This window comes from Sinorhizobium sp. M4_45 (assembly GCF_002885915.1).
Lineage (GTDB): Bacteria > Pseudomonadota > Alphaproteobacteria > Rhizobiales > Rhizobiaceae > Sinorhizobium > Sinorhizobium meliloti_A.
Genome location: NZ_NWVE01000002.1, coordinates 499,342 through 512,632, shown reverse-complemented (window position 1 = coordinate 512,632; position 13,291 = coordinate 499,342). Strand labels below are relative to the sequence as shown.

Here is a 13,291-nt window from a genome sequence, read left to right as displayed (position 1 = left end):
ACCCCGGCCGTTACCTCCTCCGGCTGCCGGCCAGAGGGGGTAACGGCCTGCCTGCGCATCAGAGCAATCAGACGAACTGGCTGAGGCCCGGAACGGAGGCGACCACCTCGTCGACGACTTCCTCGCCCGCCTTCTCCTTGGCAAATGCGATCGTCTCTTTGGCGAGCGCCGTGATCTCTCCCATGCCAAGACCCTGGCTCATCAATTGCTGCCCCAGCGCCATGACGCCGCCGCCTCCGCCGATCGCCGACATCAGGCCGCCAAGAAGGCCGCCACCACCGCTGCCCTCGCCATTGTACTGGGCGACCAGTTCGGGCGCACCGGGGATCGCCTCGATCATCTGGGCGACCGGGCCTTCGGCTGCCTCGCGCTGCAGGAAGCCGAGGATCATCCCGACTGCCTTTTCTGCCGTTGCGGTCTCGATTCCGACATTTTCCGCCACGCGCGTGACCAGTTCACTCATGGAAATCTCCTCGATCGAATTTTGACGTTAACGTCAAGGTAAATGAAGGATGCCGGTATGACAAGTGCATCGAAACGGACGCCGATTACCATATTCCGCCACCTCGCAGCATCGTTTCACGGGGCTCGCCGGATGGCAATCCGGCCTTGTTCGCGCCCGCAATCATGTTGCCGGGAACAGACGCACCGCCTATAACAGATGCACGCTATGTTTCGAGGACCGACTTTGTGCGACATGCGGGAAATGCCCGCTTTCATTGATAAAATTGACAAGACGGAGATGAAGCCCCCATGCTGCAGGAAGGCAAGATCTATATCGGAACCAGCCGCAAGCCGGACGATTCGATCAACAAAGGCGAATATCTGGAGCTGAAGTTCGGCAACCGCCACGGGCTGATCACCGGCGCCACTGGGACCGGCAAGACCGTGACGCTGCAGATCCTGGCCGAGGGTTTCTCGAATGCGGGCGTTCCGGTCTTCTGCGCGGACGTGAAGGGCGACCTGTCCGGTATCGGCGCCATGGGCGAGCCCAAGGACTTCCTGCTGAAGCGCGCCGAGCAGATCGGCCTCGAGCCTTACGATTTCCAGGAATTCCCGGTGATCTTCTGGGATCTCTACGGCGAGAAGGGCCACAGGGTCCGCACCACCATTTCCGAAATGGGCCCACTTCTTCTGTCGCGGCTGATGAATGCGACGGACGCGCAGGAAGGCGTGTTGAACATCGCCTTCAAGATCGCCGACGAGGGCGGCCTGCCGCTGCTCGACCTCAAGGACCTGCAGGCGCTCCTCAATTACATGGGCGAGAATGCGAGCGAGCTTTCCAATCGGTTCGGCTTCATCTCCAAGGCCTCCGTTGGCTCTATCCAGCGCGAACTCCTGATTCTGGAGCAGCAGGGTGCGGAGCATTTCTTCGGCGAGCCGGCGCTGAAGATCACCGACATCATGCGGACCACAAATGACGGGCGCGGCGCGATTTCGGTGCTTGCCGCCGACAAGCTGATGATGAACCCGCGTCTCTACGCGACCTTCCTGCTGTGGCTCTTGTCCGAGCTGTTCGAAGAACTGCCCGAAGTCGGCGATCCCGACAAGCCGAAGCTGGTGTTCTTCTTCGACGAGGCACATCTGCTCTTCAACGATGCGCCGAAGGTTCTCGTCGAGCGTGTCGAGCAGGTCGTCCGCCTGATCCGCTCTAAAGGCGTCGGCGTCTATTTCGTCACGCAGAACCCGCTGGACGTACCGGAGACGGTCCTCGCCCAGCTCGGCAACCGCGTCCAACACGCGTTGCGCGCCTATTCCCCGCGCGAACAAAAGGCCGTCAAGACGGCTGCCGACACATTCCGCCCGAACCCCGACTTCAATTGTGCCGACGTGATCACGAATCTTGGCACCGGCGAGGCTCTGGTCTCGACGCTCGAGGGCAAGGGATCGCCGTCGATCGTCGAGAGAACCCTGGTCCGGCCGCCTTCGTCGCGCCTTGGCCCGCTCACGGATGCGGAGCGGCGGAAGGTGGTGGACGTGAGCCCGGTGCGTGGTCTCTACGACGAGGACTTCGACCGCGACTCGGCTTATGAGATGCTTGCCAAACGTGCAGCCAAGGCAGCGGAACAGGCGGAGGCTGCCCGGCAGGCAGAAGAAAAACCCGCCGAGGAGACTTCCGGCGGCAGCCGCTGGACCCTGCCCGGCTTCGGCGACGATGCGGCCGAAGCGCCTTCCGGCAAGCAGGCCCGGCCGCGATCGTCCGGCTACAAGCGGGAAACCATCATGGAAGCTGCGATGAAGTCGGTCGCGCGAACGGTTGCGACCCAGGTGGGGCGAGCCCTTGTGCGCGGAATACTCGGCAGTCTGAAGCGCTAGACCACGATGATTTTAGGTCGGGTCGACCTGAAATCATGAACGTGATCGATTCCAATGGTTGAGACGCGGGATGCGGGCGGAAACTGCACACACTTTTCCAGCGCGTCTCATAAGACGCGCGGCGCTGTAGGAAACGTATCGGAGGACTGCAACGTCTCCTCGTTCCTCATCCCTTGTGCTCGTCACAGGGATCCAGCAGCGGCGCGGAAAGAGTTCGTTCAGCCCAAGGACTTGGTCTGGCTGGATTCCTGTGACAAGCACAGGAATGAGGAAATGAAACAAGCCGCGGCGGGTGGCCCGAATCTCAACAGGCCTTAGATCGATCCCCGACACTTGCTTGCGGCGGAACTGCCGGGGCAGGCCGAAGCCCGGGGTAACGGGCTTCGGCTATCTGCAACGGTCCTATCAGGCCACCGTCAGCTTAACGTCGACATTGCCCCTGGTCGCATGGCTGTAAGGGCAAACGATATGCGCCTTCTGGACGAGGTCTTCCAGAACCGCCTTTTCCACGCCGGGCGACGAGATTTCCAGCGCCGCGTCGATGAAGAAGCCTGTCCCGTCGTCGCGGGGTCCGATGCCGACCGTGCCCGTCACCATCGTGTCTTCCGCAAGCTTTACCTTCTCCTTGCCGGCGACGAATTTCAGCGCACCGAGGAAGCAGGCGGAATAGCCGGCGGCAAAGAGTTGCTCGGGATTGGTGCCGCGCGCGCCGTCGCCTCCGAGTTCCTTTGGAACGGTCAGCGTCACGTCGAGAACGCCGTCCTTGCTCTTGGCCTGGCCGGCGCGGCCGCCGGTCGCGGACGCGGTAGTGCGGTAGAGGATGGGCATGACAGTCTCCTTCCTTGTGGTTGCCGAATTTATATATCGTAAGATTAAATAGCGCGCAAATTAATTTTGCAAATTGCTTTGCCGGCGTGAATTTGCGACAATGACATCATGACGAGGAAAGCGGCAAAATTCGACGCAGAGTCCGATGAGGTGCTGGCGCTCGGCCGCCAGCTCTGTTTCGCCGTCTACTCGGCGGCGCATGCCTTCAATCGCGCCTACAAGCCGTTGCTCGACCGCTTCGGGCTGACCTATCCGCAATATCTCGTGCTGCTCACGCTCTGGCAGCAGGACCGCATGACGGTGAAACGAATCGGCGAAGAACTGGGCCTCGATTCAGGCACCCTTTCGCCTCTGCTCAAGCGGCTGGAAGCAGGCGGATATGTCCGCCGCGTACGCGATGCGGCGGACGAGCGGCAGGTGATCGTCAGCCTGACGGATGGCGGCCGGGAACTGAAGGCCGAAGCCTTCGGTATTCTGCGCGACATCGGCAGTGCATCAGGCTGCAGCCTGGAGGAGGTCGGCGAATTGCGCGACGCGCTGCACAGGCTGACGCAGCGGCTTGCCGGGAGTCGACACGAAAGCTGACAAGAGGACCTGCAGGAAAAGTGTGTACGGCTTTCCGTCCGGAAGTTCGCAGTTAACGCTTTCCCTGGTCATCAAAAGGCAGAACGAAGCGATTTTCGCTGCCGAGACGAACGGCTCCTTCGTTACGCCGCCGAACAGGCCGTCAGATGACGAGGATCGGCGCCTTGTTGCGCACGCGATCGTAAAGATCGATCACGTCCTGATTGACCATGCGGACGCAACCGGAAGAGACCGCCTTGCCGATCGATTGCCATTCGGGGGTCCCGTGGACGCGATAGAGCGTATCCTGGCCGTTCTGGAAGATGTAGAGCGCGCGCGAGCCGAGCGGATTGTCGAGTCCCGGCGGCATGCCGCCATTATCGGCGGAATATTTCGCCAGTACCGGCTGACGAGCGATCATTTCGTTCGGCGGCGTCCACTTCGGCCATTTCTGCTTCCACTGGATCAGACCGCGGCCCGACCAGGCGAAGCCTTCGCGGCCTAACCCGACGCCATAGCGCATCGCCCGCCCGCCCGGCTGGACGAGGTACAGATAGCGGTCGGCCGTATCGACGACGATCGTGCCGGGGGCCTCACCGAAGGGATCGCCGACCTCCTGGCGATAGAAGCGCGGATCGATCTGTCTGAAGGGCACCTCCGGGATGAGAAAGCCGCCATCCTCCCGCGCCGCATAGATCTCCGCGTAATAGGCATCCTGTGGCGGCAGGCCGATCGGCCCCTCGCCGACCGGTCCCTCGAAGATCCCGCCCGGCGGCCCGTTCCAGCGGCTTTCGAGCGCAGGATTGCGGTAGACCGGCATCGTTTGCTCGCGGAAGCGGTTCGTGTTCATCGAAGAGGTGCAGCCCGCAAGTCCGGCGGAGGCGATTGCCAAGCCGGATGTGCGGAGAAACTGACGTCGGGACAAAGCTGGCAGTGATGACATCTAACTCTAACGGGGTTGTGCTGCACGGAAAGAGTCCAGGTGCTCCATTCCGAGGGCCGGATCAAGGTGCTTCGAAAGTGAATCGTTGCGAAGCCGTCTCGAATGGTTATCGGCAAGTCGGAACGGGACGCAAGCGGAAACCGCTCCCTGTGGCACCAGATTGCATTTACGGACGCTCGCGAACATCACGGCCGCTGGGAGGAAAGCATCGCTTCGAAATCCTCGCCCGACAAGGGCTGGCTGAAGAAGTAGCCCTGGATCTCGTCGCAGCCGCTTTCTTTGAGAAACTCGACCTGGGCCTTTGTCTCGACACCCTCGGCAATGACGCGCAGGCCGAGGTTCTGGGCAAGCGAGATGATCGCGGACGTAATCGCCATGTCGTCGGCATCGTGCGGAATGTCCGTCACGAAGGACCGGTCGATCTTCAGCCGGCGCACCGGGAAGCGCTTGAGCGCACTGAGGCTCGAATAGCCTGTCCCGAAATCGTCGATCGCAAGGTGCACGCCGATCGCCTCCAGCGCATGCATCGTGGCGATCGCCCCCGGCACGTCCTGCATGATCAGACTTTCGGTGAGCTCGAGTTCGAGGTAACGGGCCTCGAGGCCGGTCTCCTCCAAAACCGCCGCCACACGCGCCGCCCAGTTGCGCTCGCGGAACTGCCGCGCGGAAACGTTGACGCTGACGATCAGCGGTGGCAGACCGGCCACCTGCCAGGCCTTCAACTGGCGGCAGGCGGCGCGCAGGACCCAGTCTCCAATCGGCACGATCAGACCGGTTTCCTCGGCGAGCGGAATGAATGCCGCAGGCGAGATGATGCCGCGCATCGGGTGCTGCCAGCGCAACAGCGCCTCCGCAGCGAAGATGCGGCCGGTCTCGAGGCTCATCTGCGGTTGGAAATGCAGCAGGAACTCCTCCCGCGCAAGCGCCTCGCGAAGCTCTTCTTGCGACTGGAGTTTTTCATGGGCTCTCGCGGCCATCGCCTCGGTGAAGACCTGGATGTTGTTGCGGCCGAGCTCCTTGGCGCGATACATGGCCATGTCGGCATTGGCGAGAAGTTCGCCCGCCGTCGTGCCCTGGTTGGGGAAGCAGGCCACGCCCATGCTGCAGTTCACCTGCAGGGAGCGGCCCTGCAACTGCACCGGCATGGCGATTGCAGCGCGGATATCCTCCAGCCGCGACAGCACGACGTCCCGTTCCTTCGGCAGGCCGTTCAGGAGGATGATGAACTCGTCGCCGCCGACACGCACGACGGAATCGGACCTGCGCACGGCACCCCGCATGCGCCCGGCTACGACCTTCAGGAGCTCATCACCTGTGGCGTGCCCAAGGCTGTCATTGATCAGTTTGAAATCGTCGAGGTCGAGAAAGGCGAGCACGGCCCATTGATCCCGCTCGCGGATCTCCTCGAGCATGCCGGCGACCTGCTCCTCGAAAAGCACGCGGTTCGGCAGCCCCGTCAAGGCGTCGTGATGAGCCATGAAACCGATGCGATCCTCCGCCCGCTTGCGCTCGATCGCTATTCCGGCGAGATGAGCGGCCATGGCAATCAGTTCCTGCTGCTGCTCGCTCGGCGTTCCGACCTCCTGCGCATAGAGCGCGAATGTTCCGAGCACATTGCGCTCGCGCGACAGGATGGGCGTGGACCAGCAGGAACGGAGGCCGGAGGGCCTCAGGAGAGGCGCGTATTCCTCCCAGAGCGGGTCTGCGAAGACGTCGGAAACGATCACCTGTTCGCCGCACCAGGCAGCCGTTCCGCAGGAGCCGGCCGCAGGGCCGATCTCGGCGCCATGGATGGCGGCGCAATAATCCGCGTCGAGGCTGGGGGCAGCGCCGTGCAGGAGATGCCCGCCATCCTCCGAAAGGAGCAGGATGGAGGCCTTGATGCCGGGCAGCAGCGCTTCGATCATCAGCACCAGCTCGTGGAAGAACTCACCAAGGGGCCTGCCCTTGGCGATCATTTCCAGCAGCCGGGCCTGACCCTCGAGCAGGCGCTCCGCGGCCTTGCGATCGCTGATATCGCGCGAGATGCCGACGATACCGATGATCCCGCCGCTCTTGCTGCGCAAGGGCACTTTCGAGGTCATCAGCCAGCGATCGCGGCCCTTGGTCACGATGGCGCGTTCCTCGATGCCGAAGATCGGCTCGCCGGTTTCCAACACGCGCCGCTCGGTATCGGCGACGGCCTGGGCGAATTCGTGCGGGTGCAGATCGAAATCGGTCTTGCCGACGAGGTCCCGCAGGCTTTCAAGGCCGTTGTCGGCGACCGTCGCCTCGTTGGCGATCAGGAAGCGCCCCGCCGTATCCTTCGCATAGATATAATCGGGAACGTGGTTGATCATCGCTTCGAGCCAGTAGTGGCGGTCGGCCATGTCGGGTTCGGGCGGAAAGAGACGCGCGACCTCGTCGGCAAGGCGGCTGCCGGCATCGATCAGCCGGCGCGTCTGCGCATTGTCGTCCGCGTTCAGGTCGGCATATCGGATGCTGCGGGACGTTTTTCTTGCCAAGCGAAACCTCCGAAGGAGCGGCGCTCGCGCAGATTTAGCGAAAAGAGGTTATGCTTCCCTAAACTCCACAGCGAAAAATCGTCTAAAGGTTGTGCAGAGCCACTTCGCATCAAAAGAATTCATGCGACCTATCATTGCCGACGGCTTCTGCCGAGGACGGCGATGGCCTACAGCATGACCATGCAGGAGTTACAGCGACCTTTGCGCGTCTGTCCGACGCGCGCGCTGCAAGGAGCTGAACGACAATCGGAGGACGGCGGGAAATGCTGACGATCTATGGAGTTTACCGTTCGCGCGCGTCGCGCAACTATTGGATGGCGGGGGAACTCGGCCTGCCCTTCCGATCGGTGCCGGTTGTCCAGGCGCGCCGGGTCGCCGATCCGCTGGCCGCGGATGCCCCCCTCAATACGAAGTCGCCGGGCTTCCTCGCCATAAACCCGATGGGCCTCATACCCGCGATCGAGGATGACGGGTTGGTGCTGACCGAGTCGCTCGCCAACAATCTTTATCTCGCCCGCAAACACGGCGGACCGCTGGCACCGGCCGATATCCGGGAGGAAGGGCAGATCGGCAACTGGACGATGTGGGCGGCGACCGAGGTCGAGCCGCATGCGGTGAAGATCGTTCTCGCCCATGACAAGGGGATCGAGGACACGCCGGAAGGGCGGACGGAGATCGCGGCCTGCGCCCGCTCCCTTGAAAAGGCCTTTTCCGTACTCGAAACGCACCTCGCCGATCGCGACTACGTGGTGGGTGACCGCTTTACCGTCGCGGACCTCAATCTCGCGGAGGTTTTCCGCTACACGATGAGCCAGACGGACCTTTTCGAAAGGCACCGCCAGGTCAAGGCCTGGCTGGCGCGCTGCCAATCCCGCCCCGCCTTCAAGGCGATGATGGAGGAACGGCTGAAGGAACCGGAATAAGGCACCTGGCTGGGTGAGCGAAGGGTCTTCTCATCCCGTCATCGCCGCGAGCTGCCGCATTCCGTCCTCGACTTCCTCGCGCACCCAGCGCTTGAAGGCGGCAGCGCCCTTGCTTTCGCGGCGTGAGACGGAGGTGACGAAGTAGTGCCCGAAGCCGGTCTTGGCGCGAATGCCGAACGGCGCCACGAGAGACCCCCTCAGCAGCGCGTATCCGGCAAGCGTCTGCCAGGCAAGCATCACCCCCTGCCCGGCAATCGCCGCATCGAGCGCCAGGGAAGCGTCGTTGAAGGTGTGGCGCACCGTCATGGTCGCACCGGTGAGGCCGGCGGTCTTGAGCCATAGTTCCCAGGAAAACATTGCGTGCGCATCGATCACCGCGGGCAGCTTCAGTATGTCCGCGGGCTCACGAAGTCCGGCGGCCAGTGCCGGCGAGCAGACCGGGAAGACCTCCTGCTCGAGCAGCAGTTCCGCTCGCACGCCGGGCCAGCGTCCAGCCCCGACGCGGATGCCGAGATCGACATCGGAGGTCTCCAGATTGGCGAGCGTCGTGGTCGCGTCGATCCTCAGCCGGATATCCGGATTACGCTCGGCGAAGCGGTCCAGCCGGTAGACGAGCCAGCGCGCCGCAAAGACCGGCGCGACCGACACCGTCAATACCGAATCGTCACGACGGCGTGCCTGGGCGACTGCCTCGGCGAGCTCCCTGAACGCGCTCGACAATCGCGTCAGCAGCGCGCGCCCGCTATCCGAAACCACAAGCCCCCGCGGCGAGCGCTCGAAAAGCGTACGACCGAGTTGCGCCTCGGTCTTGGCAATCTGCTGGCTGACGGCGCCGGCCGTGACGCCGAGCTCCTCCGCCGCAGCGGCGAGCGAGCCCAGGCGGCCGACCGCCTCGGCCGCGCGCAATCCGTTCAGGTGAACCTTATTCAGGTCTTTCATATAGTTTTTCTAAACCGCTGCCCTCGCAATCTCAATTGCAAACTTCGACAAAGAGGTGGATTCTCCTCCCACAGATTGAAGTGTTGAGCGGCCGGCGTGACCGGCTGCGCTACCCCAATCCGAGCTGAACGGTGACTGTATGCTGAAGTTTTTCTCAATACTGAAGCGCCCCGAGGCCTCGTCCGACAGTGTTCGAGGACTCGCCTCCGACTGGATGCGCGACCCTCTCCAGCATCCGGATCTCTTCCGTATGGGTGAACGCGAACTCGCGGATCTGCCGTTCCCCGGATGGCCTTGGCCTCGCACTGGGGCAGAGAACCTCTGCAACTGAGGACGACCAACGCCCGTTTTAACGCTTCGGCTCCGCCGATCCCGGCCGATTGCCGTTACGACTGCACTTCAGCCAGAACCTTGGCGACGGCCGGGCGCTCGGCCATCCGGTTGCGATGGTCGAGGATTCGCGGAAACCGGGCCGGATCGACACCGTCCGACTCGAGCCAGCCGGCGATGGTGAAGAGATAGGGATCGGCGACCGAATAGGCGTCGCCCCTGACAAAGGGGCCGACGAACATCGTGCGCTCGATGAGCGCGAAGCAGTCGGCCATGTTCTGCTGCACCTTGGCCTTCATCGCCTCCTGCGCCGCCGGGTCGTCTGCCCACCGCGCGGCCCGGCGCGCATGGGCATGAGCGACGTGAACCGTCGAGCAGAGATAGCTCAGAAACGACTGCAGCCGCGCGAACTCGAAAGGATCGTCAAGCGGCGCAAGCCGCGCCTTCGGGAAGCTTTGGGCGATATAGGCGAGAATGGCCGGCGTCTCCGTCAGGATACCGCGGTCGGTCACGAGGGCGGGCACCCGCCCCTTTGGGTTGATGGTGAGGTAGTCCGGCTTGGTCTGCTCGGCTTTGGAAAAATCGACCCGATGCACTTCATAGTCGGCACCGGCTTCCTCCAGCGCGATGTGCGAGGCAAGCGAGCAGGTTCCCGGCGTATAAAACAGTTTCAGCATCGTTCTTCCTCCCAAATTGCGCGGCTGACGGCGGCGCCGAAGCACAGAAGATCGAATCGCCGCGATTGACAAGTCCTGAGCGAGATCGCGTCAGGCGGCAAAGGCTTCCGTCACCCGCACGTCGCCGACGTGCATTCCGTTCCAGTTGCGCATCGCGTGATTGGCCTGAGCCATCAACGCCTCATGGATTTCGTCATCGTCCGAAAAGAAGCGCGCAAGCGTCGCGGCGACCATCGCCTCGGCGGCCCGGGTCGTGCCATCCTCGCATTTCAGCGCGATGCCGATACCCTTTTCCGGTATCGCCGCACAGAATACGCCCTCGGCGCCGGTCTTCGCAAAAATGCGGCCGGGTGCCGTCTTCATCAGCCGCGTGCAAGCGCGCTTGGTGCCGGCGACGTAGAAGGGTTCGGCCATGCAGGCGTCGATCAGACGCTTCGAGGCCCGCGCCCGCTCCGTCCCGAGACCGACTCCGCTCGCCATCCTGGCAAAGCCGTGAGCAAGTCCTTTCATCGAGAGCGCGTAGGTGGGGATCGAGCAGCCGTCGACGCCGCAATTGTCGCGATCAAGAATCGCTCCGGTCAGCTCCGCCATGACCCCGCGGATTTCCTGCTGGATCGGGTGGTCATAGCCGATATAGCCTTTGACCTCGGTCCCGGAATGGCAGCAGGCGCAGACGAAGCCCGCATGCTTGCCCGAGCAGTTGTTGTGAAGCGCGCTCGGCGCTTCGAGTGAGCGGGCCTGCGCGATCAGCGTCTTCTGGTCGGAGGACCAATGGGCGCCGCACTCAAGCGCCTGGACGTCCCGCCCCGCAGCCGTCAGCATTTTGGCGGCGAGCGCCACATGTTCCGGCTCCCCCGAATGCGACGAGCAGGCCAGCGCCAACTCCCGATTGCCGAAATCGTAGGCGTCGGCGGCACCGCTTTCGATCAGCGGCAGGGCCTGCATTGCCTTGCAGGCGGAGCGCGGAAAGATATGAGCATCCGTTTGGCCAAGGGAGAACAGCGTCTTTCCGTCGCCATCGACGGCGACGATCATGCCTCGATGGCGACTTTCGACCAGATTTCCGCGCGTTACTTCGACCAGAACCGGATTCGACATCGGCTGCCCTCAATTTTCCAAGTTTCGGATATGCATCTATCAGGAATCCCACGGCAGAAAAGTCACCGTAGATGAAATTCCTCCGCAAGCTCTTTCTCGTTTTCGCTGTCGTCTACCTGCTTCCGGCGCTCGCCTCGGCGGGCCTGTGGTACTTCAAGGAGCGGCCACAGAGCTGGCACGATGCGGATTGGTCGTCGTCAGGTATTCTGGCGGATGCGGCTGCGAGCCCGCAGGCGGCGATATACGTCTTCTCGGCGACCACCGGAGGCATGAAGGGGGCGGTAGCAAGCCACGCCTGGATCGTCACCAAAGACGAAGGGGCGCCTACATACAACCGTTATGAGAAGGTCGGCTGGGGCAAGCCGATCCGCAAGAACGCCTATCCGGCCGACGGACGCTGGTATTCCAACGAGCCGCGCATCGTCGCGGTAGTCAGGGGCGAGGAAGCCAAGCGCCTGATCCCCAAGATCGAAACGGCGATCGAGGATTATCCCTATTCTTCGCCGGGCGGCTATCGAATCTGGCCCGGGCCCAACTCCAACACTTTCGTCGCCCATGTCTTGCGATCGGTGCCGGAACTCGACGTCGTGCTGCCGCCGGATGCGGTCGGGCGCGACTATCTGCCGGAGGGGAAACTGTTCCATGTCGATGCCGACGGTCGCGACCTGCATGCGACGCTTTACGGCCTCGCCGGCATCTCGGCCGGCTGGCGCAGCGGACTGGAACTGCACTTCATGGGACTGGTGGCGGGCTTCGACGTCGCGCGGCCCGGCATCAAGATTCCGGCACTCGGCCGCTTCGGAATCTGAGGGGATGGCACGCGGGCGGAAAACCGCACGCACTTTTCCCATCCCGTTCCATAGGAAAAGGGCCGCCCTGCGGCGGCCCTTCCATGAGCTTTGGCCTCACAATGGCCGGGTGCTGAGACCCCAAGGAAGGCGGCTATCAGGCCGAGGGCTGCCTCGACTCCTTCACCTCTCCCATGTCCATTACGAGGTCCGAAATCTCATTAGACATTGGATCACCTTCCTTTCTGTTCGTTGACGTTAATCCCAACGTAAGCGATCTTTGGGCCAATACAAGGGCGACCATCGTCTTATTGTCTTTTGCTACCCGATCCGCATCACGATCTTGCCGATATGATCGCCCTGCTCCATCAGCCGATGAGCGCCGGCAATCTCGGCGAAGGGCAGGATCGCCTGGATGACCGGCGCAACTTCGCCCCCTTCCAGCAGCGGCCAGACCTTTTCCGCCAGCCCGTCGCGGATTGCCTGCTTCTCGGCGGCGGTGCGCGGCCGGAGCAACGAACCCATTATCTGCAGGCGCTTCATGAGAATTGGCGCAATGTTGGCGTCCTCCACCCGGGCGCTGCCGAGGAAGGCGATGATCGACAGGCGGCCGTCCTTGGCCAGGCTGCCGATGTTGCGCTCGAAGTAGCGCCCGCCCACCATGTCGAGAATGACGTCGACTCCGCGACCGCCGGTTTCTTCCAGCACGACGGCCCTGAAATCCTCCTCGCGATAATTGATCGCACGTTTCGCCCCGAGTGCCTCGCAGGCCTCGCACTTCGCAAGGTTGCCGGCGGTCGCGAAGACCTCTGCACCGAATGCCTTGGCAAGCTGGATAGCGGTCGTGCCGATACCGCTGGATCCTCCATGGACAAGGAACGTTTCGCCGGCCTTCAGGCGGGCCATGTCGAAGACGTTGGCCCAGACCGTGAAGAAAGTCTCCGGCAAGGCTGCCGCCTTCGCGGCATCGTAGCCCTTGGGCCAGCGAAGGGCCTGCGTGGCGGGAACGGCGCAATATTCCGCGTAAGCGCCGCCATTGGCCAGAGCGCAGACCTTGTCGCCGGTCGAGAAGCCGGCCGCTCCCTCACCGAGAGCAACCACTTCGCCTGCAACTTCGAGCCCGAGGATGGGGCTCGCCCCAGCGGGCAGCGGGTAGTCTCCCTTGCGCTGCAGGACGTCCGGCCGATTGATGCCGAAGGCTTCGACGCGGATCAGAATGTCGCCGGGCCGGACCTCAGGCATCGCCCCCCGCGCCAGCACCATATTCTCCGGCCCTCCGGGCCCAGGCAGATCCACATAGGTCATTTCTGTCGGAAGGGTCATGACGGCATCCTCGCAAAACGGTTCCGCCTATACCTATAGCCCTCTTGCCGTTCGGGAA

12 protein-coding genes are annotated in these 13,291 nt (G+C 62.9%); 4 read left to right on the top strand and 8 right to left on the bottom strand.

Annotated features, from left to right (window positions below):
• Window positions 1-67 precede the first annotated feature (67 nt).
• Window positions 68-463, bottom strand: coding sequence for a DUF2780 domain-containing protein (locus tag CN933_RS08105; protein ID WP_018094505.1), 396 nt, complete (start codon window positions 461-463; stop codon window positions 68-70).
• Window positions 464-753: 290 nt separating this feature from the next.
• On the opposite strand from CN933_RS08105, the gene CN933_RS08100 reads away from it, so the two are divergent.
• Entirely contained in the window at window positions 754-2,316 is a 1,563-nt protein-coding gene (locus tag CN933_RS08100; RefSeq protein ID WP_018094504.1) for a helicase HerA-like C-terminal domain-containing protein, read from the top strand.
• A 405-nt stretch (window positions 2,317-2,721) separates the two neighbouring features.
• On the opposite strand, the gene CN933_RS08090 is transcribed toward CN933_RS08100, so the two are convergent.
• The gene (locus CN933_RS08090; protein WP_018094503.1) at window positions 2,722-3,144 is read right to left on the bottom strand and encodes an organic hydroperoxide resistance protein; all 423 of its coding nucleotides are present in this window, start codon (window positions 3,142-3,144) and stop codon (window positions 2,722-2,724) included.
• Window positions 3,145-3,252: 108 nt separating this feature from the next.
• On the opposite strand from CN933_RS08090, the gene CN933_RS08085 reads away from it, so the two are divergent.
• A complete protein-coding gene (locus tag CN933_RS08085; RefSeq protein ID WP_018094502.1) occupies window positions 3,253-3,729 on the top strand; it encodes a MarR family winged helix-turn-helix transcriptional regulator in 477 nt (158 codons plus the stop codon).
• A 142-nt stretch (window positions 3,730-3,871) separates the two neighbouring features.
• On the opposite strand, the gene CN933_RS08080 is transcribed toward CN933_RS08085, so the two are convergent.
• Together CN933_RS08080 and CN933_RS08075 are read right to left on the bottom strand one after the other, a co-directional pair.
• The gene (locus CN933_RS08080) at window positions 3,872-4,651 is read right to left on the bottom strand and encodes a L,D-transpeptidase family protein (protein ID WP_026168561.1); all 780 of its coding nucleotides are present in this window, start codon (window positions 4,649-4,651) and stop codon (window positions 3,872-3,874) included.
• A gap of 185 nt (window positions 4,652-4,836) precedes the next feature.
• Window positions 4,837-7,155: a putative bifunctional diguanylate cyclase/phosphodiesterase gene (locus CN933_RS08075; RefSeq protein ID WP_018094500.1), complete on the bottom strand. Its 2,319-nt coding sequence runs from the start codon at window positions 7,153-7,155 to the stop codon at window positions 4,837-4,839.
• 263 nt (window positions 7,156-7,418) lie between these two features.
• Here CN933_RS08075 and CN933_RS08070 point away from each other — a divergent pair, with 263 nt between their 5' ends.
• On the top strand, window positions 7,419-8,078 hold the full coding sequence (locus CN933_RS08070; protein ID WP_018094499.1) for a glutathione S-transferase family protein: 660 nt from the start codon (window positions 7,419-7,421) through the stop codon (window positions 8,076-8,078).
• 30 nt (window positions 8,079-8,108) lie between these two features.
• Here the strand turns inward: CN933_RS08070 and CN933_RS08065 are convergent, their stop codons facing one another.
• The 3 genes from CN933_RS08065 to CN933_RS08050 all read right to left on the bottom strand — a co-directional run bounded on the left by CN933_RS08065 (window position 8,109) and on the right by CN933_RS08050 (window position 11,122).
• Window positions 8,109-9,017, bottom strand: a complete 909-nt coding sequence (locus CN933_RS08065; protein WP_018094498.1) for a LysR substrate-binding domain-containing protein — start codon at window positions 9,015-9,017, stop codon at window positions 8,109-8,111.
• A 386-nt stretch (window positions 9,018-9,403) separates the two neighbouring features.
• Window positions 9,404-10,024 (bottom strand): glutathione S-transferase family protein, encoded by a 621-nt coding sequence (locus tag CN933_RS08055; RefSeq protein ID WP_102761397.1) that lies wholly within the window; start codon window positions 10,022-10,024, stop codon window positions 9,404-9,406.
• A gap of 90 nt (window positions 10,025-10,114) precedes the next feature.
• Window positions 10,115-11,122, bottom strand: a complete 1,008-nt coding sequence (locus CN933_RS08050; RefSeq protein ID WP_018094496.1) for an asparaginase — start codon at window positions 11,120-11,122, stop codon at window positions 10,115-10,117.
• A 71-nt stretch (window positions 11,123-11,193) separates the two neighbouring features.
• Here CN933_RS08050 and CN933_RS08045 point away from each other — a divergent pair, with 71 nt between their 5' ends.
• Window positions 11,194-11,931 carry a DUF3750 domain-containing protein gene (locus CN933_RS08045; protein ID WP_018094495.1) on the top strand — a complete coding sequence of 246 codons (738 nt, stop codon included), beginning with the start codon at window positions 11,194-11,196 and terminating at the stop codon, window positions 11,929-11,931.
• A gap of 300 nt (window positions 11,932-12,231) precedes the next feature.
• Here CN933_RS08045 and CN933_RS08040 read toward each other — a convergent pair whose 3' ends face one another.
• Window positions 12,232-13,233 carry an NAD(P)H-quinone oxidoreductase gene (locus tag CN933_RS08040; RefSeq protein WP_018094493.1) on the bottom strand — a complete coding sequence of 334 codons (1,002 nt, stop codon included), beginning with the start codon at window positions 13,231-13,233 and terminating at the stop codon, window positions 12,232-12,234.
• Between the last annotated feature and the right edge of the window lie 58 nt (window positions 13,234-13,291).